Origin of the sequence: Mycetocola sp. CAN_C7, from assembly GCF_015752285.1 — a bacterium.
Taxonomy (GTDB): domain Bacteria; phylum Actinomycetota; class Actinomycetes; order Actinomycetales; family Microbacteriaceae; genus Mycetocola_A.
Genome location: NZ_JADOUY010000004.1, coordinates 363,791 through 382,916, shown reverse-complemented (window position 1 = coordinate 382,916; position 19,126 = coordinate 363,791). Strand labels below are relative to the sequence as shown.

Below are 19,126 nucleotides of genomic sequence, written 5' to 3'. Positions count from 1 at the left end.
GTTCAGTCTAGCCATCCGGTCCCGTCAGGTTACGAGGACGTTTCGCCCCACCCAGGGAACGGGCTTCTGCTGGGTCAGGCGCTGCGGGCGCCGAGCGGCTTCAGCTCGAGATCCGCGACGGATGCGGTTGCCGCCGTGACGACCGCGAATGAACGGAATCCCTCTGCGGTGACCCGGTCGAGCAGGGAGGTGACGTTCTTCACCCGCTTCTCCAACCGGACCCGGGTTCCCGCCGCGATGAGTTCGGACTTGAGAGCGACGAGCCTCGCCGGCGACACGTCGCGGTCGTAGACGAGAACAGCGGATGCCGCTCGGTCGTTCTCCTGCAGGTCGACCAGGTCGACGATCCGCTCGAAGCCGATCGAGAACCCGGTTGCTGGCACGTCCTGGCCGAGGAACCGCCCGATCATGCCGTCATAGCGGCCTCCGCCGCCGAGCGAGTAGCCGAGCTCGGGGTGCTCGATCTCGAAGATCGGCCCGGTGTAATAGCCCATCCCCCGCACGAGGAACGGGTCGAAGACGACCGGGGTGCCCGTGCCGCCCGCAGCGAGACCGATGGCGGCCAGGTCGGCGATCACCGTGGCATCCACGCCAGCCGGCAGGAGGGAACGGATCTGGTCTTCACCGAACGGCAGAACGTCCGGTTGCGGCTGAGCAAGGTACTCGTCGAGTCGTTCGACAGCTGCCGCTGTCACCCCGCGCTGACGCAGCTCGGTGATCACGCCATCCGTACCCACTTTGTCGAGCTTGTCGACGGTGATGAGTACACCGGCGTGCTCGGAACGGTCGAATCCGAAAACCTCGAGCATGCCGATGAGCAGCCGTCTGTCATTGATCCGCACCCGGCAGTCGGTGAGGCCGAGCGCTCCGAGCACAGCGGAGGTGGCAGTGATGAGTTCGATTTCGGCGAGGGGACCCGGCTCGCCGATGATGTCGATGTCGCACTGGACGAACTGACGGTAGCGCCCCTTTTGCGGCCGCTCGGCCCGCCAGACCGGGGCGATCTGGATCGACCGGAAGACCGGCGGGAGGTCGGCCCGGTGGCTGGCATAGAACCGGGCGAGCGGCACAGTGAGGTCGAATCGGAGGCCGAGGTCTGTCAGGGAGTCCAGGCTGTCTGCGGTCGCTGCCGCCGCGGCATCCTCGGCGGTCAGTCCCCGCTTGAGGACGTTGAACGCCAGCTTCTCGTTGTCGCCTCCGAGTCCGGAGTGCAGTCGGGCAAAGTCCTCGACAACCGGGGTCTCGATCTCGTCGAAACCAAAATCGGAGTAGACCCGCCGGATGACCCCGAGCGCGTGTTCGCGCCTGGCCTTGTCTCGGGGAAGAAAATCGCGCATGCCGCGGGGCGGTGTCACAGGTGAGGCCATGCCTCAATTCTGGCACGTGGCCTCGTGCCACTCCGTTCAGTCGTCGCGGTCGTCGCGTTCCCGCTCCCGGATTCCGTCCTGCAGCTCCCGCAGTGCGGTGCGGAGCGCGCGCTCCGCGTCTAGTCCCTGCTCCCGGGCATCCGCGGAGATGTCGAGGAGCAGCTTCCCGAGCTCAGCCTCGTCGGTGAACTGCTGCACCGATCGTCCGGCCGGCGCAACGAGACCGGCCCGCTCGGCACGGGTGAGCACCTTCTCGGCGAGTGCGAGAGCAGGCATGCTCTGGGGAATCCCGTCGAGCGCACTCGTCCTCGTGGACTTCTCTGCAGCCTTCGCGGCACTCCAGACCCGCCAGACGTCGTCGACGGTGAGGGCGGTCTCTTCCCCGAAGACGTGCGGATGCCGTCGGATCATCTTCTCGTTCGCAGCACGGGCGATGTCGTCGAGTGAGAACCGCTCAGCCGGGGTCCGATTCGCGATCTCGGCGTGGAACACCACCTGCAGGAGCACGTCGCCGAGCTCTTCGAGCATGACGTCGCGATCATCGGCCTCGACGGCATCGATGAGCTCATAGCTCTCCTCGATGAGGTAGGTGACGAGCGACGCGTGCGTTCTCGTCTGACTCCAGACGCAGGTGTCGAGCACGGTCCTCATCGAGGCGGCGAGCGCGTCCATGTTCGGCAGAGGACTATCGGTCATCGGCCTGACCGCTCCGTGATCCGGTCCGCGCGATGAACAGCCGGGCGAATAGCTCGCGGCGAGCCGAGAACGGTGGGTAGGCGAGTTTCACCGTGTCAGGGCGCATCGGTTTGGCGAGCACGGCCTTGCGGTGGCTGAAGGTGTCGATCGAGAACTCCCCGTGATAGCGGCCGACGCCGCTCTCCCCCACCCCACCGAACGGGAGCCCGGGGACGAAGAGGTGTGCGGCGGGGATGCCGACGCCGACGGCACCGGACGAGGTGTCGCGGAGGAAGCGGCGAACGAGCACGCTGGAGCGTGTGAACAGGTAGAGCGCGAGCGGTTTGTCGCGGTTGGCGATGACGGTGATGGCCTCGTCCGGGCCTGACACGTGCACGATCGGGAGAAGCGGGCCGAAGATCTCCTCGCTCATGATCGGAGCGTCGGCGGCCACGCCGTCGATCACCGTCGGGGCGATGTAGCGGCTGCCGGCATCCACCGTTCCACCGATCTCCGGATTCAACCCGTCGAGGAGACCGGTGAGCCGGGTGAATTGCCGGTCGTTGACGATGCGTCCGTAGTCCGTGCTCGTGCTCGGGTCGGGTCCGTACAGCCTGCCGATGGCGGCGCGGAGAAGCGGGACGAGTCGACTCGCTGTTTCCCCAGTCGCGAGCACATAGTCAGGGGCGACGCAGGTCTGGCCCGCGTTCATGAATTTGCCCCACGCGAGCCGGTCAGCGGTGGTGGCGAGGTCGGCATCCGCGTCGACGTAGACCGGTGATTTGCCGCCGAGCTCCAGGGTCACCGGGGTCAGATGCTCCGCTGCAGCCCGCGCGACGATCCGGCCGACTGTTCCGTTCCCGGTGAAGAAGATGTGATCGAAACGCTCCGTGAGCAACCGGGTGGTCTCCTCGACCCCGCCCTCGACGACCGCGACCGCGTCGCTGTCGAGGTAGCCGGGCAGCAACCGTGCGAGGAGTTCGGAGGTGGCGGGGGCGAACTCGCTCGGTTTGAGCACGACGGCGTTGCCGGCGGCGAGAGCCCCGACGACCGGGACGAGCGACAACTGGACCGGGTAGTTCCACGGCGAGATGATGAGCACGACGCCGAGCGGCTCACGGATCACGCGCGCAGTCGCCGGAGCTACCGTGAGCGGCACAGGAACGCGTTTCGGGCGCAGCCACCGGCGAAGGTGCCGGAGAGCGTGGTCGGCTTCGCCCAGCACCACGCCGATCTCGGTGAGCTGCGATTCGATCGGGCTTTTCGCGAGGTCCTGGCCCAGGGCCCTCTCGAGTTCCTGGCCCTGGTCGAGGAGCATCCGACGCAGACCTCGCAACTGCCGCAGTCTCCAGGCCAGGGGTTTGGTCCGGCCCGAGTGGTAGGTGTCGCGCAACCCAGCCAGGAGGGCGGGGATCTCGGGGGCGAGCACGTCGGTCATGCGCGACTCGCGTCGTCTGAGGTCCGCTCGGTGGGGGCGACTGCCGTCTCGCGGCCGGCGAAGTCATCCATGCTCGAATACACATGGAACACGCGGTCGGCAACGATGTCCCAGAGCGGCCGGGGAAGGACACCACGAAGCACACTCGCCAGGGTGACGGTCCACGGGGTCATCCTGAACGCTTTCCCCGCGAGCATGGCCTGCCACGCCCGGTCGATGGCCACATCGGGGTGCAGAACCGGAGTGAGGAGTGGTCCTCGGGCGCCCTCGAACATTCCGGTCGCGACATATGACGGGCAGAAGGTTGTGATGCGAACGTGTCCGTTGCCCGACCGCTCGAGTTCGAGCCGGACGGAGTCGCTCCAGCCGATCACTGCCCATTTCGACGCGGCGTAGACACTCATCCGCGGATTCGACAGTGTGCCGGCCGCCGACGCCACGTTGAGGATCCGCTTCTCACGGAAGGCATCCTCGATCATGGCGGGGAGGAATTCACGAGTGACATGCATCGGTGCGATCGCGTTGATCCGCATCGTCGGTTCCGTGTCACGCCGGGAGTCCGAGGTCCAGAAGTAGCCGTTCCCCCGCACGATGCCCGCGTTGTTGATGAGCACGTCCGGCACACGACCCTCGCCGAGTTCGTGCCTGGCGGCATCCGCCACGTCGTCGAGCAGGGAGACGTCGACGACGCGGGTGTGGATCACTGTGCCGAAGCCGGAGAGTGCGCTCGCCGTCTCGTCGAGGGCCAGGGCATCGATGTCCCACAGTGTGACCGATTCGGCCTGTTCACGGACCGCGCGCTCGGCGTAGATCCGTCCCATCCCCGACGCGCCTCCCGTCACCAGGACGCGGGCGTGTGCGACGGTGAATGCCACGGGAAACCTCCATCGGATGCTGTGGATCCCCACCCTAATCGATGCCAGGAACTCGACGGTCGCTGAACAGCTACGACGCGGCGGTCGCCTCCTTCGGCGGGAGCGGGAAGAGCGCATCGAGGAACTGCCCGACCCAGGCGATCAGCTCGGCGTCGTCGAGTTTTTCGCCGTGTTTGTCTGGCATCGGCACGATCAGCGCGTTGGCCTGGGCGAGGTATTTGCCGCCAGGGTACATCCGGCGCAGCCGGGCCTGCAGCGAGTCGGGCAGGTTGGCCGGCGCCGCACGGAGGTTGCTGCCCATCGCCACGAGTTCGCTCAGCCCGACGCGCTGTGCTCGTTGTCGCAGCTGCGACACGGCGATGAGGTTCTGCACCTGCGCAGGAGGCTCACCGTAGCGGTCGGCGAGTTCCTCGATGACGAGGCCGATCTGGTCGTCGGCGGCAGCCGGGCCGGATGCCGCCGACAGCTTCTGGTAGGCCTCGAGCCTGAGCCGCTCGCTGTCGACGTAGTCCTCGGGGATGTGGGCATCGACGGGCAGCTCGAGCCGCAGTTCGGTCTGCCCCTCGGCGACGTCGCCACGGAAGTCGGAGACCGCTTCTCCGATCATGCGCAGGTACAGGTCGAAACCCACCCCGGCGATATGGCCGGCCTGCTCGCCGCCGAGCAGGTTGCCTGCACCACGGATCTCGAGATCCTTGAGCGCGACCTGCATTCCGCTGCCCAGCTCGTTGTTGGCGGCGATCGTCGACAACCGGTCGTGGGCGGTCTCGGAGAGCGGCTTGTTCTCGTCGTAGAGGAAGTATGCGTACGCCCGTTCACGACCGCGGCCGACCCGCCCGCGCAACTGGTGCAGCTGGCTCAGACCGTATTTGTCTGCCCGGTCGATGATGATCGTGTTGGCGTTCTGGATGTCGAGGCCGGTCTCGATGATGGTCGTGCAGACGAGAACGTCGAACTTGCGTTCCCAGAAGTCGACGACGACGCGTTCGAGGACGTTCTCGGAGAGCTGGCCGTGTGCGACAGCGATACGTGCCTCCGGGACGATCTCGGCCAGTTGGGCCGCGATCCTGTTGATGCTGGATACGCGGTTGTGTACGAAGAAGATCTGTCCTTCGCGCAGCAGCTCACGGCGGATCGCCGCACCGACCTGTTTCTCGCTGTACGGTCCGACGAAGCTGAGGATCGGATGCCGTTCCTCCGGCGGCGTTGCCAGCGTCGACATCTCACGGATGCCGGTCACCGCCATCTCGAGGGTGCGCGGGATCGGCGTCGCGCTCATCGCAAGAATGTCGACGTTGGTCTTGAGCTTCTTGAGAGCGTCTTTGTGCTCGACGCCGAAGCGCTGCTCCTCATCAATGATGACGAGTCCCAGGTCCTTGAATTTCATGCCGTCGCTCAGCAGACGATGGGTGCCGATGACGACGTCGATGGTTCCGCGCTCGAGTCCGTCGCGGGTCTCCTTTGCTTCCTTGGCGGTCTGGAACCGGCTGAGCGCACGGAGGTGCACGGGGAACCCGGCGAATCGTTCGGAGAAGGTCTCGAAGTGCTGTTTCACCAGAAGCGTCGTCGGCACGAGCATGGCCACCTGTTTACCGTCCTGCACCGCCTTGAACGCGGCGCGGATGGCCACCTCGGTCTTGCCGAACCCGACGTCACCCGAGAGCAGCCGGTCCATCGGGATGGGCCGTTCCATGTCGGCCTTCACCTCGTCGATGGTGGTGAGCTGATCGGGCGTCTCCGCGAACGGGAAAGCCTCCTCCAGCTCACGCTGCCACGGAGTGTCCCGGCTGAACGCAAACCCTTTCGATGCCATCCGTGCCGAATACAGCTTCACGAGTTCGACGGCGATGTCGCGCACGGCCTTGCGGGCCCGGCTCTTCGCCTGTGACCAGTCGCTTCCGCCCATCTTCGACAGTGCAGGCGCCTCTCCGCCGACGTATCGGCTGAGCAGGTCGAGCTGGTCGGTCGGCACGAGCAGCTTGTCGCCCGGGTAACCCCGTTTGGACGGCGCGTATTCGAGGGTGAGGTATTCGCGCCGGGTCTTTGTCGGGTTGCGTCCACCGCTGGAGACCTCGCGCTGGCTCAGTTCGACGAATCGGCCGATGCCGTGGGTCTGGTGCACGACGTAGTCCCCGGTCTTGAGCTGCAGCGGGTCGACGACGTTCTTGCGTTTCGAAGCCAGCTTCTTCACCTGGCGCGAGTCGTAGCCGACAGTGCGTCCGTAGAACTCGTTTTCGCTGATCAGCGCCAGTTTGGCCTCAACCAGTTCGAATCCGCTCTCCGCCGTCGCCTGCAACAGGTAGGCGATCCCCGGCTCAGGGTCCGACGGGAATTCAGCGACGAGACGCGCGGGGACCTCACGCTCGGCCAGAACGTCTCTGGCGCGTTCGACGAGGCCGGCTCCCCTGGCGGCGATGGCAACGGTCCAGCCGTCGCGCAGCCGCGACGCGACATGGTCGATTGCACCGTCGACGTTCCCGGAGAAACTCGGCACAGGTTCGGCCGCGACCCTGACCGTGAGCAGCTCGTCCATCTCGCGCTCCTCGGGGAGCACATCGTCCGGTCCCTGCTGAAACGTGCTGAGCGTCCACCAGGGGTGGTCGGGAGCGGGCGCACCCGGCGCACTGAACCGTGTGGCGTCACGGAGATCGCCGAGACTGATGAACTCCCCGCTCGCGAGGTCGATGGGTGCCTGCGCCCCGGCGGTCGCCGCGCTCCACGCCGCGGCGAGAAACTCGCGGTTCGTTTCGGAGAGACTGATTGCTCGGGTGGCGACGCGTTCGGGCGAGATAACCGCGACAGCCGCTCCGGCCGGAAAGTAGTGGCTGACGGGCACGAGCCGGTCGAGCAGGGCTGGGGCGAGGGATTCCATGCCCTCGACCGGGATGCCATTGGCGATCTTCTCGAGCAACGCCGTCATGCTGGGGAACTCGTGCTGCATCTCGGCCGCCCGCTGGCGCACCGCCGCATTGAGAAGGAGTTCGCGGGCAGGTGGGAGCCCGATCCGGTCAACGGGTTCCGGGAGGGAACGCTGGTCTGCGACCGAGAACGCCCTGATCTGTTCGAGTTCGTCTCCGAAGAACTCGACTCGGTACGGATGCTCAGCCACCGGAGGGAACACGTCGAGGATGCCACCGCGTACCGCGAACTCCCCGCGGCGGGACACCATGTCGACCCGAACATACGCGAGTTCGACGAGTTGACCGGCCAGCCGGGCGAGGTCGTGCCCTCGGGCTCCTGCCACCAGCGGGACGGGCTCGACCTCGGTGAGGTTGTCTGCGAGCGGCTGCAGGGCGGCACGCACGGACGCGACCACGATGAGCGGGCTCTGCCGGTTCCAACCGGTCATTTCACGCAGAGCGGCGAGACGTTTGCCGACGATCTCGGCGCTCGGGCTCAACCGTTCGTGTGGAAGCGTCTCCCAGGCCGGAAAGTCGACGATACGAGCGTCCGGAACGACGCTCTCGAGTGCGGCGCGCAACGATTCGGAGTCTCGACCGGTCGGTGTGACAACGAAGAGGGCAGGCGGGAGCCCGGAAGCCCGGCGGGCGTCGATGAGCCCGGCGAGAAGGGGGGCCCTGAGGCCGTCTGTGACGGAGAAATCGGCGTCGCGGCCGGCGTAGCCGAGGGCGTTGTCGAATGTGGAGGCGCGCGAAAGCGCTGCGATTAAGCCCTGAAGGATCACCGCAACAGTCTACGCGGCACCAGTGACACGCTTGCCGGCCGGGCCGGTGCTGGCGCTCAGGACGGCGAATGGATTTTCAGTTGGGCGGCCTGCAGGCCGCTCGTCGCGATGAGTTCGACGGCGTCGGCGGCATCCGAGACGAGGTTGGGGAGCAGCTCGCGCTCGGCGCCGGCAAAATCCCTGAGAACGAAGTCTGCGGCGTCCTGGCGACCGGGCGGGCGCCCGATACCGACGCGGACCCGCAGGAACTCCGGGCTGTCGGCCGCCTTGGCGATGTCGCGGAGCCCGTTGTGACCCCCGTGTCCCCCACCCTGCTTGAGCCTGACGGTGTCGAACGGCAGGTCGAGTTCATCGTGGACGACGATGAGCCTGGACGGGTCGAGCGAGTAGAACCGGAGCAGGGCGGCGACGGGGCCCCCGGAGACGTTCATATAACTGTTGAGCTTGGCGAGCACGAACTTCGGACCGCCGGCGGAGACGAACCCCTCGGCGACGAGTGCTGGGGTCTTGTGCTTCCGGAAACCCGAACCCGTCCGTGCCGCAAGTTCATCGACCACCATCTGGCCGACGTTGTGCCTGTTGCGCGCGTAGGCGGGGCCGGGGTTGCCGAGGCCGACCACGAGCCAGGTGTTCTCTGCCACGTCCGGCTCCTTCTTCCTGCTCCACCACATGAGTTCTCCTTAAGCCGACGAGCCCGCCGGTTCGCAACCACGATGTTCTCGGGTGGTTGCGAACCGGGCAGGCTCGGAGACGTTCGACCGGATGTTACTCGGCGGCCGGTGCTTCTTCGGATTCGGCCTCTGCAGCTGCTTCGGCTTCTTCTTCGGTCTCGTCCGGCTCAGACACAGCGACGACCAGCAGGTCGGGGTCGCTGAGCAGGGTGGAGCCGGTGGGCAGTGCGACGTCCTTCGCGAGAACCTGGGCGCCGGCTTCGAGACCCTCGATCGACACGACGACGTACTCGGGGATGTGGGTGGCTTCCGCCTCGATCGACAGCGTCGTGGCGTCGACGTAGTGCACCGTGCCAGGAGAGGACTCGCCCTCGAGGTGCACGGGGATGTCGACGGTGACCTTCTCACCCTTGATGACGACGATGAGGTCGAGGTGCTCGATGATGCGGAGCACAGGGTCCTTCTGAACGTCCTTGACGAGCGCGAGGCTTTCGACGCCGTCGATGTCGAGCTCGAGCACCGCGTTCGACTTACGGATGATGAGGCCGATCTGGTGCGCCGGAAGGGCGACGTGCTTCGGCTCGGTGCCACGACCGTACATGACGGCCGGGATCTTGCCAGCGGCGCGCAGCTTGCGGGCAGCGCCCTTGCCGAACGAGGTGCGGGTTTCTGCGACTACTTTGTTGTCGTCAGCCATGGTGTCTCCTTGGGTGAGCCTGGGGCTCAGTATCGCGTGAACCGGAGCGCGCTCCGGATGGTCGGGGAGGAGCCCGGGGCGAACCGGACTCCATGTCAACTCGAACGCATGTCAGCGTGAGGAAAAGCCGTGTTCAGGAAGAAAATCCCGGATGCCTCGCCCACCGCGTCGATAACGGATGCCGCACTGCACGACGCACGTGCAGCATCCCTCGCCGAAGTTCAGTCGCCCAGTCTACCGTACGTCTGACGCTGCAGCGGGACTCCGGCCTGTCGGGACCCCGCACGGCGCCATCGGCTGGCTATTGTTGAGCAATGAGTTCCCGCCTGCACAGCCTGGTCATCGACAGCCTGGGCAGACGCATTGTTTCCGGCGAACTCGCTGCGGGCCACACGATGCACGCCGAGAAGATCGAGACCGAACTCGATGTCTCGCGGTCGGTCGTCCGGGAGGCTGTCCGGGTCCTCCAGTCCCTCGGACTCGTCGAGAGCGTGAAGCGCGTCGGCGTCCGGGTGCTTCCCCTGACCCGCTGGAATCTCCTCGATCCGTCGATCATCCGGTGGCGACTTGCGTCGGACGGCAAGGGCACCCAGTTCCGTTCGCTCACCGAACTGCGGTCTGCGGTCGAACCGGCTGCGGCAGAGCTGGCGGCGACCCATGCTCCAGACGATCTCTCGGCCGAGCTCCTGTCTGTCGCGGCCCAGCTGCGTACGATCGGCCGCTCCGGCGACCTGGATTCGTTCCTCGCCCTCGACATCCGCTTTCACTCCCTCGTCCTCGCCGCATCAGGGAACGAACTGTTCGCACAACTTGACGGCATGATCGGCGAGATCCTGACCGGTCGCACCCGATCAGGTCTCATGCCGTCGCACCCGCACGAGGAGGCACTTCAGCTGCATGTGGACGTCGCTGACGCCATCCAGGGACGCAGGCCGGCAGCAGCCCGCCAGGCCATGGATGACATCATGCGCCGCACCATCGCCGAGGTCGAGGGTGTCTGGGCCGATGAAGACCGGGTCTACCCCGGCCGCTCCCCCGCGATCAGCTGAAGCGCAGCAGGACCTTCCCGGATACGGCCGCGTTCCTGGCCATGTCGAACGCCGTCAACGCATCGGCGACGTCGTATTCGTGGGTGACGACGGGCCCGGTCACCAGCGACCCGTCGGCGAGCGCGTCAAGCACCTCGTCGATCTCATCGTTGAAGCGGAACGAGCCGACGAGTTCGAGTTCGCGGGTGATGGCCAGCGAGAGCAAGGCCGGCTGCTCGCCCGCCGGAAGCAATCCGACCATCACGACGCGACCTCCCCGGGCGGCTCCACGGATGCCTGACGCGAGGCCGCGGGCGCTGCCGGAGGATTCGATGACGACGTCGGCCTGGACCGCGGCGATCGCGTCAGCGTCTCCGGCGTCGAGTGTGCGGTCTGCACCCAGTCGAGTGGCGTTGTCGCGGGGAAAGTCATGGACGTCCGTCGCGATGATCTCGCCGGCTCCGGCCCGCCGGGCGACGGCAACGACGAGCGAACCGATCGGGCCTGCGCCGATGACCAGGACGCGCTTGCCGGCGAGGTCTCCTGCCCGGGCGACGGCGTGCCAGGCGACGGCCGCCGGTTCGGCGATCGCGGCATCCCGCAGTGACAGTCCGTCTGGCAGCGGGCGGAGCATCCGGCTGGGGAGGCTGACGAATCGGGCGAAGGCGCCGTCGGTGTGCGGAAACCGTGCCGCACTTCCCAGATAGGTGCAACCGGGTGAGAGGTTCGGCCGGTCTGCCGGGTACCGGGAGCCGTCTCCGTCACCGGGAGTCGCGGGGTGAACGGCGACCCGGGTCCCGACCGCCGGGCCACTGCCATCTTCCGCCGCGGCGACGACCGTCCCGACGACCTCGTGGCCGAGGATCATCGGGGCACGCAGGATCGATTCCCCCGCGGCGCCGTGGGTCCAGTAGTGGAGGTCGGACCCGCAGATACCTCCGAAGGCGATCTCGACGAGTGCTTCACCCGTGGTCGGCGGCCGGACGGCGATCTCGTCGATACGGAGGTCGCCAGCGGCGTGGGCGACGACGGCCGGGGTGCTCTCGGGCAGGTTCATGGAATTCTCCCTAAACGACAACGGTCATACCGCCGTCGATGAAGACGACCTGTCCGTTGACGAAGTCTGATCCGTCGCCCGCCAGCCAGACGGCCGGCCCGACGAGGTCTGCTGTCGTGCCCCAACGGGAAGCGGGGGTACGGCCGAGAATCCACGAGTTGAAGGCCTCATCATCGACGAGGTTCTGGGTCATCTCGGTGTGGATGTAGCCGGGTGCGATCGCGTTGATCTGCAGTCCACTGCCCGCCCACTCGGCGGTCATCGCGCGGGTCAGGTTGCGCACCCCGCCCTTCGACGCCGTGTATGGCGCGATCGTCGGTCGGGCAAGGTCCGCCTGGACCGACGCCACGTTGATGATCTTGCCCAGGCCACGCGGGATCATCCGACGAGCGGCTTCCCGGCCGAGGAGGAAGGCGCTGGTCAGGTTGGTGGCGAGAACGCGATCCCAGTCGGCGACGTCGAGATCGAGCATCGGAACCCGGTGCTGGACGCCTGCGTTGTTGACGAGGATCCGCAGGGGTCCGACTTCGGACTCGACCCAGTCGATCCCTGCTGCAGCCGCATCGGCGTCGGTGACGTCGAAGGCACGGGCGAACACGTTCCCGGCACCGAACTCGGTGGCGAACGCGGACCGGGTCGCTTCGAGTCGATCAGGGTCGAGCCCGTTGAGCACGACGATCGCTCCGGCTTCGGCAAGACCGCGCGCGATGGTCGACCCGATCCCCCTGCTCGAACCGCTGATGAGGGCGACCCTGCCGGTGAGGTCGAAGAGTGAGGATGCCACAGGGCACAGCCTTTCGTGTCTGGGGCGACCGGACCGGCCGCCCCTTCGTTGGACCTAGAGAGCCCCGGCGATGACGAAGATCGCCAGTGCGAAGACGAAACCGATCACAGCGATGAGGGCCTGGCCAACCGTCCAGGTCTTCAGTGTGGTCTTCGCGTCCATCTCGAAGAAGCGGCTGACCAGCCAGAAGCCGGAGTCGTTGACGTGGCCGGCGAACACCGATCCGGCTGCGAGGCTGAGCACGATGGCGACGAGCTGCACCGGGTTGTAGTCGGGGTTGCCCATCACGACGGGCTGCAGGAGCGCGGCGGCGGTGGTCAGGGCGACGGTTGCCGAGCCCTGCGCCAGACGCACGATCGCAGCGATCACGAAGCCCGCAACGATGACAGGCAGTCCGATCGCGTTGAGCGAGGCTGCGATGGCATCCCCGATCCCGCTCTGGCGGAGCACGCCGCCGTACATTCCACCGGCACCAGTGATGAGGATGATCGCGCACACCGGGCCGAGTGCACTGTCGACGACTGACTCGACGAGGTTGCCCGACTTGTTCTTCGCCCAGCCGAGCAGCCACATGGCGAACACGACGGTGATGAGAAGGGCGACGGGGGTTTCACCCAGAGCGCGGAGGATCTGGACCCAGGTGTCGTCGAGCGACACGACGCCGGCGGTCGCGAGCATGTTCAGGCCGGTGTTGAGGAAGATGAGTCCGAGAGGAAGCAGGAGGAGGAACAGGATCGTCCGGAGCTTCGGCGAAGATTCGAATTCGGTGAAGTCGCCGTTCGAACCGCGAAGGATCGAGGGCACAGGAAGGTTGTACTTGCGCCCGACGTATCCGCCGAACAGGTGACCGACGAGGTACCAGGTCGGGAGGGCAACGACGAGACCGAAGATGAGTACGAGTCCGACGTCTGCGCCGAGCAGACCGGTCGCCGCGACGGGACCGGGGTGCGGGGGAACGAAGATGTGCATGACCGAGAAAGCCACAGCAGAGGGGAATGCGTACATCAGGAACGAACCACCGAGACGGCGCGCGACCGCGAAGATGATCGGCAGCATGACGACGAGTCCGGCGTCGAAGAAGATCGGGAACCCGAACATGAGTGAGGCGATGGCGAGGGCGAGCGGTGCACGCTTCTCCCCGAACTTCCGGATCAGCGCGTCGGTGAGGACCTGGGCTCCACCGCTGGTTTCGAGCATCCGCCCGAGCATCGCTCCGAGGCCGACGAGGAGCGCGACGCTGCCGAGGGTTCCACCGAAACCGGTCAGCAGGGTCGGGACCAGGGACGCGGTCGGGATGCCGGTCGCAACGGCGGTCAGCAGGCTGACCATGATCAACGCGAGGAAGGCGTGGATCTTGAACTTCATGATGAGGACAAGCAGCAGGGCGATGCCCAGCGCGGCGATCCCCAGGAGGGCGGGAGCTGAGAGAACCCAGTTCAATTCAAGATCGGTCATCGTTGTTCAATCTCTTTCAGGATCAGCCGGACGATCTCGTCCGGGGCTGCGGTGACGTCGACCGACAGACCGGCCTCGTCGGAGGCGAGTGGCTCGAGAGTCGCGAACTGCGAGTCGAGAAGGGTGGTCGGCATGTATTCGTGGTTGCGCGCTGAGAGCCGGTCGGCCACGAGGTCCTGTCGTCCGGACAGGTGCACGAAGACCAGGCTCGGCTCGACCTCGCGCATGCTGTCGCGGTAACGACGCTTGAGCGCGGAACAGGCGAGCACGACGAGTTCGCCGCGGGAACGCGCGTCGCTTGCTGCCTGCGCGACACGCGCGAGCCAGGGCGCGCGATCGTCGTCTGTGAGGGCGGTGCCTGCGGCCATCGTGGCTTTAGCCTCGGCGCTGTGCAGGTCATCACCGTCGATGAACGTCGCGCCGATGACGGCAGCGAGCTCGCGGCCGATCGTGGACTTGCCGGAACCCTGCACCCCCATCACGATGATCGGGGGCGTGCTGGATGAACTCATGAACTCTCCGGGCTGACAGGGTGGACGCTCCATTACATCCGATTACAGCAGCAAGATGAGCCAATAAATCAGATTTCAAATAGCGACCCTACCAGCCGTCCGATCGGAGTCAAATCGATCGGCTTCTGGCGCGGAGAGTTCGGTCACGCTGACGTGGCGCAACCTCCAGCGGAGGCGGCACGCGCAGCCTCCGCGACGATGTCCGGGACCGACTGGTCGATATCGACCACGATGCCGGGTTCGTCCGGTGCGAGAGGCTCGAGGGCCGCAAACTGCGAATCGAGAAGGCTCGGCGGCATGAAATGGTCGCTCCGACCCTCGAGGCGGGATGCCAGTACCTCCCGGGATCCCGACAGGTGCACGAACCGGGTCGCGGGCGCGTTCTGCAGAATGGCGTCTCGGTACGCCCGGCGCAGTGCGGAACAGGCGATCACCATGCCGCCACCATCGCGCCCGGCATCCGCCAGCGTCGACCCGACCGTGGCCAGCCAGGGCCAGCGGTCGTCGTCGTCCAACGGGGTGCCTCCGGCCATCTTTTCGACGTTCGACTGCGGGTGCAGCGCATCGCCGTCGACGAACGGAACCCCGAGTGCACCGGCGATGAGGGCCCCGATCGTGCTCTTGCCTGAACCGGAGACCCCCATCACGATGATCTGGGCACCGGAGGATGCTCGGTTGTCGGTGTCGATGGTCATGCGTCGATTCTTCCAGTCACCAGTCGTGAACGGTGCCGTCTGCGAGACGGTTGTACGGCAGGTATGCCGTCTCGTACGGGTACTTTCCGGCCTCGTCGACGTTGAGCTCGACGCCGAGACCCGGCTTGTTGCCCGGGTGCAGCATTCCGTCATTCCAGGTGAAGGACTGCTCGAAGACAGCATTGGTCTTGTCGCCGTGCTGCATGTATTCCTGGATCCCGAAGTTGTGGATCGCCATGCCGAGGTGCATCGCGGCGGCCATACCGACCGGGGAGATGTCTGTCGGACCATGCATACCTGACTTGATCTGGTACTGGGAGGCGTAATCGAGCACCTTCCGAAGGTGTGAGATGCCACCGGTGTGGGTGACCGCACTGCGCACGTAGTCGATGAGCTGCTCACGGATGATCTGCTGGTAATCCCAGACGGTGTTGAAGATCTCACCGATGGCGAGCGGCGTCGTGGTGTGCTGTCGAACCAGTCGCAGAGCCTCAGGGTTCTCGGCCGGGGTGCAATCCTCGAGCCAGAACAGATCGTACGGCTCGAGCGATTTGCCGAGCTTCGCCGCCTGGATCGGCGTCATCCGGTGGTGACCGTCATGGAGCAGGGGGATCTCGGGGCCGAACTCGTTTCGCACAGCCTCGAACACCGTGGGCACATGACGAAGATAGCTGCGCGTGTCCCAGTCCTCCTCGGCGGGGAGCGCACCGCGCTGGGCGGGCTCGTGGTCGTATCGAACGCCCGCGTTCGCTTCGAACGTGGCGTTGGAGGCGATGCCATAGATGGATTTGAGGCCAGGAACACCGGTCTGGATCCGGATCGACTTGTATCCCTGCTCCTGGTGCTCGCGCACACTGTCGAAGAGTTCGGGAAGCGACTTGCCCGATGCGTGCCCGTACGCCATCAGCCCGGTGCGTGAGGCGCCGCCGAGCAACTGGTACAGCGGCATGCCGGCTGCCTTCGCCTTGATGTCCCACAGCGCGACGTCGACCGCGGCAATGGCAGCCATGGTGACCGGGCCCCTGCGCCAGTATGCGCTGCGGTAGAGGAACTGCCAGGTGTCTTCGATGTTGCGTGCGTCTCGTCCGATGAGCAGCGGAACGACGTGCTCCGTCAGGTAGGCGACGACTGCGAGTTCGCGCCCGTTGAGGGTGGCGTCTCCGAGGCCGCTGATGCCGTCTTCTGTGGTGAGCTTCAGTGTCACGAAGTTGCGGTCGGGACTCGTGACGATGACGTCGGCCTTCTCAATTTTCATGGTGATTCCTTGATCGTGAGTGGGTGGTTACGCGTCTCGCGGCGTCTCGGCTCCGTGAGGGCGGCCACGGGGGTGCTGCGGCGAGCGTCAGCTGCTCCTGCCCGAATCTCGACGAGCAGATCTGCGTTGTCGACCAGCCGGTCGTCGATGAGTCGCAGGAGCGCCTCATCTGCCGAGTCACCGAGCGCGAGTGCGTTCGCGATGTCGTCAGCAAAGGAATCGGGAAGATCGGCTCCAGCGATGACGAGTGCCAGCCAGGAACCGATGGCACGGATGCCTGCAGCGCCGTCCCGCCCGGCCGCCCGCTCAGCGAACAGCACGGGAACGATGCGCACACGGAGCTTCATCACGCCTTCCATGCCGATCTGTGCGAGCCGATGCTCGATATTTGCGTTGGTGAAGCGCTCGATGAGAGACACCCTGTAATCGGCCAGGTCGAGGCCGTCGGGGAGATGACGGGAGGCCTCGTCCCAGAACCCGTCGACCCAGGTGCGGCAGGTCGGGTCGGCGATGGCCGATGCGACGGTCTCGTGGCCGCGCAGCGCGCCTGCATAGGCGAGCAGGGTGTGTGAGCCGTTGAGCAGCCACAACTTTCGGCGCTCGAATGGCTCGATCTCATCGACGAAGCGGGCTCCCGCGCGCTCCCAGGCCGGGCGCCCGGCCGGGAAGTTCCCGGACAGCACCCAGTCCCTGAACGGTTCGGTGATCACGGGGGCGGCATCCGACCATCCGGTGAGGCGGGCAGCCGTCTCGACGTCTGCAGCCGTTGTCTTCGGCGTGATGCGGTCGACGGAGGTGGAGACGAAGGAGACGTTCTCGCTGATCCAGTCGGCTGTCACCTGATGGGAAAGGGCGGCGAGGGCAGTGAGCCCGGTTTTCACGAATGCGCCGTTGTCTGGCATGTTGTCGCAGGGGACGACGGCAAGAGGACCTCCGCCGGAGAGCTGCCTGGCGTTCAGCCCGAGGACGAGCCGGCCGAGTGTCGTGCTCGGTCCGCCGTCGCGGTCCCTCGACTCGGCGTCGAGGTTGCTCGAAAGCCAGGCGATGTCGTGGCGCATGGCATCGTCGTCGAGGTCGGGCTGACCCGTTGGCGTGAGCCGGTAGCCGGCCTCGGTGATCGTCGTGGTGACGATGGCCGTCGACGGCGCTGCCATCAGGGCGGTGAAACGCTCCAGGTCGGCTCCATCGACAGCGTCGACGATGCTCGTCACGATGGAGGCGCTGTCGCCGCTCGACGATCGTTCGATCACCGTGTAGAGCCCGCCCTGCGGCGCGAGTTCCGCGGCGGCCGTCGGGTTCCTGCCGGTGAATGCGGCGATCCCCCACTCCCCGGCTTCGTCGACCTGCGCCGTGTACCAGGCCTGGTGGGCGCGATGGAATGCGCCAAGCCCGATGTGGACGATCCGAACGGGAGCAGCGACGGCATCCGCTCGCCCGTCCCGGTCGGCGAGGGCCGCCCGGGTGAGCGGGACGGCGGGGACGGTTGCAGTGCTCACAGTTTGAAAACCTTTCGGGGCAGCGCGTCGACGAGGTCCCGCACGATCCGTTCGGCGGCGGGCTGGGCGATCCGGCCCTCTCGTACGAGTCGGGCCAGGAACGCGGAATCGAGTCTGCGGGCCATGTCGTGGCGGGCGGGAATGGAGAGAAAGGCGCGGGTGTCGTCGATGAAACCGGAGCTGCGATAGAAGCCGGCCGTCTCGGTCACGGCCGACCGGAACCGCGCAACGGCATCCGGGGCGTCGAGGAACCACCACGGTGCACCGATGTAGACGCTGGGGTAGAAGCCGGCCAGCGGTGCGACCTCACGCGAATAGACCGTTTCGTCGACGCTGAACAGCACGAGGTGGAAGTCTTTCTCGTTGCCGTAGCGCTCGAGCAGCGGACGGATGTTCTCCACGTACGTGGTGGTCACGGGGATGTCGTGTCCGGTGTCCGGACCGAACGCGGCGAACGTCTCGCTCGAGTGGTTGCGATAGACGCCGGGGTGAACGGTCATGACGAGTCCGTCTTCGACGCTCATCCTGGCGCTCTCCATCAGCATGTGGCCGGTGAACGCCCGGGCCTCGCCGGCGGTGAGCGAACCGGTGAGGGCGCGATCGAAGAGAGACGCGGCATCCGACGGCGCCAGGTCGAGGGTGAAGGGCTCGAACACTCCGTGATCGGCCGAGACGGCCCCGTTCTCGACAAAGAACCGGCGGCGACCGGCGAGCGCTTCGATGTACCCGGCATAGCTCGAGACGGAGCTGCCGTTCCAGTCCGCGAGCCTGCCGACGTTCGACGACCACCCCGGAGTGGCCGGGTTGAGGTAGGCATCCGGCCGGAAGGTCGGAAGGACACGCCCGTTGAACGAGGGATCGCCTGCGAGCGCCCGGTGCGCCGCGAGGTCGTCCATCGGGTCGTCCGTCGTCGCCAGCACATCGATGCCGAAACGGGCGAAGAGTGCTCGAGGCCGGAATTCGGGCGTGACGAGGGCGGCCTGGATCCGGTCGTACAGCGCATCGGCGTTCGACTCATCCGGATGGACATCGATACCGAAGAGCGAACTGAACGTGCTCTGCAGCCAGTAGCCGGATGCCGTACCGGCATAGAGCTGCCAGTGTGCGCTGAAGGTGCGCCAGACCTCGCGTGGTGAGGCGACCGGCATCGACGCGGACGTGCTCGGTATCCCGAGGGCGTCGAGGTCGACCCCGGCGGCGTGCATCAGCCGGGTGACGTAGTGGTCGAACCTGATGAAGAGTTCGGCGGGATCCGGGAACGGCTGGTCGTCGACGAGGAGTGATGGAGCGACGTGGCCGTGCGGCGAGATGATGGGCAGGTCGGCGACCTGTTCGTACAGCGCCCTGGCCACGTCGCGCGTGGCGGGGTCAGAGGGAAACAGTCGGTCCTGGTCGAGTTGCAGCTTCATTGACACTCCTCCATTCAACAGTGAGTC

Annotated in this window: 16 protein-coding genes; 1 reads left to right on the top strand and 15 read right to left on the bottom strand. The window is 66.3% G+C overall.

Translation table 11 applies throughout. The features are described from left to right. Positions 1-74: 74 nt before the first annotated feature. From hisS to IWX78_RS11165, 7 genes are all read right to left on the bottom strand, one after another. Positions 75-1,367: a histidine--tRNA ligase gene (gene hisS, locus IWX78_RS11195; protein WP_196833600.1), complete on the bottom strand. Its 1,293-nt coding sequence runs from the start codon at positions 1,365-1,367 to the stop codon at positions 75-77. A gap of 36 nt (positions 1,368-1,403) precedes the next feature. Continuing rightward, the gene (locus tag IWX78_RS11190) at positions 1,404-2,063 is read right to left on the bottom strand and encodes a MazG family protein (RefSeq protein ID WP_196833599.1); all 660 of its coding nucleotides are present in this window, start codon (positions 2,061-2,063) and stop codon (positions 1,404-1,406) included. Continuing rightward, the gene (locus IWX78_RS11185) at positions 2,053-3,480 is read right to left on the bottom strand and encodes an aldehyde dehydrogenase family protein (RefSeq protein WP_196833598.1); all 1,428 of its coding nucleotides are present in this window, start codon (positions 3,478-3,480) and stop codon (positions 2,053-2,055) included. Before IWX78_RS11185 ends, IWX78_RS11190 begins: the two co-directional genes overlap by 11 nt. Then, positions 3,477-4,355 (bottom strand): SDR family NAD(P)-dependent oxidoreductase, encoded by an 879-nt coding sequence (locus IWX78_RS11180; protein ID WP_334684694.1) that lies wholly within the window; start codon positions 4,353-4,355, stop codon positions 3,477-3,479. Before IWX78_RS11180 ends, IWX78_RS11185 begins: the two co-directional genes overlap by 4 nt. A gap of 70 nt (positions 4,356-4,425) precedes the next feature. Further along, positions 4,426-8,040, bottom strand: a complete 3,615-nt coding sequence (mfd, locus tag IWX78_RS11175; RefSeq protein WP_196833596.1) for a transcription-repair coupling factor — start codon at positions 8,038-8,040, stop codon at positions 4,426-4,428. 56 nt (positions 8,041-8,096) lie between these two features. Next, a complete protein-coding gene (gene pth, locus IWX78_RS11170) occupies positions 8,097-8,681 on the bottom strand; it encodes an aminoacyl-tRNA hydrolase (protein ID WP_334684693.1) in 585 nt (194 codons plus the stop codon). 124 nt (positions 8,682-8,805) lie between these two features. Continuing rightward, positions 8,806-9,408: a 50S ribosomal protein L25/general stress protein Ctc gene (locus IWX78_RS11165; protein ID WP_196833594.1), complete on the bottom strand. Its 603-nt coding sequence runs from the start codon at positions 9,406-9,408 to the stop codon at positions 8,806-8,808. A 314-nt stretch (positions 9,409-9,722) separates the two neighbouring features. Here IWX78_RS11165 and IWX78_RS11160 point away from each other — a divergent pair, with 314 nt between their 5' ends. Next, entirely contained in the window at positions 9,723-10,457 is a 735-nt protein-coding gene (locus IWX78_RS11160; RefSeq protein ID WP_196833593.1) for a FadR/GntR family transcriptional regulator, read from the top strand. On the opposite strand, the gene IWX78_RS11155 is transcribed toward IWX78_RS11160, so the two are convergent. From IWX78_RS11155 to uxaC, 8 genes are all read right to left on the bottom strand, one after another. After that, positions 10,450-11,493, bottom strand: coding sequence for an L-idonate 5-dehydrogenase (locus IWX78_RS11155; protein WP_196833592.1), 1,044 nt, complete (start codon positions 11,491-11,493; stop codon positions 10,450-10,452). The genes IWX78_RS11160 and IWX78_RS11155 overlap by 8 nt on opposite strands. A gap of 10 nt (positions 11,494-11,503) precedes the next feature. After that, positions 11,504-12,277, bottom strand: coding sequence for an SDR family oxidoreductase (locus tag IWX78_RS11150; RefSeq protein ID WP_196833591.1), 774 nt, complete (start codon positions 12,275-12,277; stop codon positions 11,504-11,506). Between the two features lie 54 nt (positions 12,278-12,331). Continuing rightward, positions 12,332-13,732: a GntP family permease gene (locus IWX78_RS11145; protein WP_196833590.1), complete on the bottom strand. Its 1,401-nt coding sequence runs from the start codon at positions 13,730-13,732 to the stop codon at positions 12,332-12,334. Beyond that, entirely contained in the window at positions 13,729-14,244 is a 516-nt protein-coding gene (locus IWX78_RS11140; protein ID WP_334684692.1) for a gluconokinase, read from the bottom strand. Before IWX78_RS11140 ends, IWX78_RS11145 begins: the two co-directional genes overlap by 4 nt. Before the next feature lie 143 nt (positions 14,245-14,387). Continuing rightward, positions 14,388-14,939 (bottom strand): gluconokinase, encoded by a 552-nt coding sequence (locus IWX78_RS11135; protein ID WP_196833589.1) that lies wholly within the window; start codon positions 14,937-14,939, stop codon positions 14,388-14,390. A 16-nt stretch (positions 14,940-14,955) separates the two neighbouring features. Then, positions 14,956-16,194: a D-mannonate dehydratase ManD gene (gene manD, locus IWX78_RS11130; RefSeq protein WP_196833588.1), complete on the bottom strand. Its 1,239-nt coding sequence runs from the start codon at positions 16,192-16,194 to the stop codon at positions 14,956-14,958. Further along, entirely contained in the window at positions 16,191-17,690 is a 1,500-nt protein-coding gene (locus tag IWX78_RS11125) for a mannitol dehydrogenase family protein (protein ID WP_196833587.1), read from the bottom strand. The genes manD and IWX78_RS11125 overlap by 4 nt, the downstream gene beginning before the upstream one ends. Continuing rightward, positions 17,687-19,099 (bottom strand): glucuronate isomerase, encoded by a 1,413-nt coding sequence (gene uxaC, locus IWX78_RS11120; protein WP_196833586.1) that lies wholly within the window; start codon positions 19,097-19,099, stop codon positions 17,687-17,689. The genes IWX78_RS11125 and uxaC overlap by 4 nt, the downstream gene beginning before the upstream one ends. Positions 19,100-19,126 lie beyond the last annotated feature (27 nt).